This window comes from Kitasatospora sp. NPDC057512 (assembly GCF_042802135.1).
In the GTDB taxonomy this organism is placed as follows: Bacteria; Actinomycetota; Actinomycetes; order Streptomycetales; family Streptomycetaceae; genus Kitasatospora.
Genome location: NZ_JBHVET010001098.1, coordinates 1 through 1,935, shown reverse-complemented (window position 1 = coordinate 1,935; position 1,935 = coordinate 1). Strand labels below are relative to the sequence as shown.

Annotated in this window: 2 protein-coding genes and 1 pseudogene; all 3 read left to right on the top strand. The window is 72.1% G+C overall.

All coding sequences use genetic code 11. The features are described from left to right. The first annotated feature begins 169 nt into the window (after positions 1-169). Positions 170-640, top strand: coding sequence for an SRPBCC family protein (locus tag ACFU6K_RS37985; RefSeq protein ID WP_380671071.1), 471 nt, complete (start codon positions 170-172; stop codon positions 638-640). Positions 641-686: 46 nt separating this feature from the next. Then, positions 687-1,595, top strand: a complete 909-nt coding sequence (locus tag ACFU6K_RS37980) for an alpha/beta fold hydrolase (RefSeq protein ID WP_380671069.1) — start codon at positions 687-689, stop codon at positions 1,593-1,595. A gap of 5 nt (positions 1,596-1,600) precedes the next feature. Continuing rightward, a pseudogene (locus tag ACFU6K_RS37975) lies at positions 1,601-1,935 on the top strand (4'-phosphopantetheinyl transferase); the annotation flags it as partial.

The following is a 1,935-nucleotide window of genomic DNA, read 5'->3' as shown; positions in this document are numbered from 1 at the left end:
TACACCACCCTCACCACCGCCAAAAACACCTACGACCCCACCCACACCCTCACCCCCGGCCAAAACATCTTCCCCTAACACACAAACAACAACCCGAAATACGCGTCCGTAGGAATAGGAAATCCCCCGTCGCACGCCCCAATTCGCCGACCGAAAGGCCGAATTCCCCATGCATGCCATCCACCACACCGACCGGGCCATCCTGGACCACCCCACCCACGCCGTCTGGGAGGCCATCGTCAACGAACTCAACGGCAGGACCACCTGGTGGCACCCCCACAACACCCACCAGCCCGGGCCCACCGGACCCCAGCAGGAGGGCGGCACCACCACGACCACCATCCACACGGGTGGCGTCGGGAAACCCGGTCCCAAGCTCCGGTTCACCTCCACCACCACCCACGCGACGCCCGACGCCCGGCTGACCCAGAGCCACACCGGCCACTTCCACGGCACGACGACCTACCAGCTCACGCCCCACAACGACGGCGCCCAGACCCTCCTCACCGTCACCTTCGCCACCACGCCGCACGGCCTCGCCAAGTTCCTCCACAAGCTCACCAACCTCACCGCCAAGCACACCACCGCCACCCAGCGCGCCCTGAGCAACCTCCGCCACCACCTCGACAGCCAGAAGTAAGAACCGTCACCGGAAGAGGAAAAGGAAGAGGAAGAGGAGGCCCGCCGTGACCATCACCGAGATCCACACGCTGCCCGCCCAGCACGCCGTCACCACCACCGACCACGCCGCGACCACCGACGACCGCGCGCGGCTCGCCATCACCGTCCACCAGCCGGGCGAACCCGACCCGAGCCGGCCGTTGGTGGTGCTCGTCCACGGCTGGGCCGCGTCCCGGACCGTGTGGCACGCCACCGCGCACCAGCTGGCGGCGGCCGGGCACACGGTGGCCACGTACGACCAGCGCGGTCACGCCTCCTCGACGGCCGGGCGGGAGCCGATCAGCATCGAGCGGCTGGCGCGGGACCTGGACACCGTGGTCGGGACGCTCACCACGCCGGAGCGGCCGGTCGTGGTGGTGGGGCACTCCGGTGGCGGGTACGCGGCGCTGGCCTGGGCGGCGGGGCTGTCCGCGACGGGGCCGTCCGCCGCGACGGGTGGGGCAAGTGTCAAGCGGCTGGCCGGACTTGTTCTGGTGTCGACGGCTTCGCACGGGCAGAACACGCCGGCGAACGAGGTCAAGATGATGGGGTCGAAGCTGTTCAGCCGGGCCCTGGGGACGCCGTGGCTGGGCCGTCGGCTGCTCGGCGGGACGCACGGGCCGAGCGCCACCCTGGCGGCGCGGGAGGCCAACCGCCGGTTGTTCGCCGGCACGGCGCCGGCGGTCCGGGCCGCCTGTTTCGCGTCGACCCAGGAGATGGACCAGCGTGCGGGCCTGGCCGGGATCACGGCGCCGACGGCGGTCATCACCGGGACCGAGGACAAGATCGTGAAGCCCAGCTTCAGCCAGGAGCTCGCCTCGGCGCTGCCGCACGCCGAGCTGCACCGGATTCCCGGCACCGGCCACATGGTGCCGCTGGAGACCCCGCAGCACATCGCGTACCACGTCCACCAGTTGGTCACGGCCGGCCGCTGACGACCGTGACCACCACCGCCCCCGCCGGCGTCCTGGCCGCGCTGCTCCCGCCCCACGTCCACTGCGCCGAGGCCTTCGGCGCCCCGTCCGAGGAGCGGCTGCTGCCGTTGGAGGCGGCGTACATCCAGGACCGTTCGCCGCGCCGCCGACGGCAGTTCGCCACCGCCCGGGCGCTGGCCCGCCAGGCGCTCGGCGCTCTCGGGCACCCGCCGGTGCCGCTGCTGCCCGGGCCCGGCGGGGCGCCCCGGTGGCCGGCGGGTGTCACGGGCAGCATCACCCACACGGACGGGTACACGGCCTGCGCGGTCGCCGGTACCGGGCGGCTCACCTCGCTCGGGAT

Excerpts from the sequence above, each read along its gene's own strand:
- ACFU6K_RS37985 (WP_380671071.1), top strand. The coding sequence starts at position 170 with ATGCATGCCATCCACCACACCGACCGGGCCATCCTGGACCACCCCACC.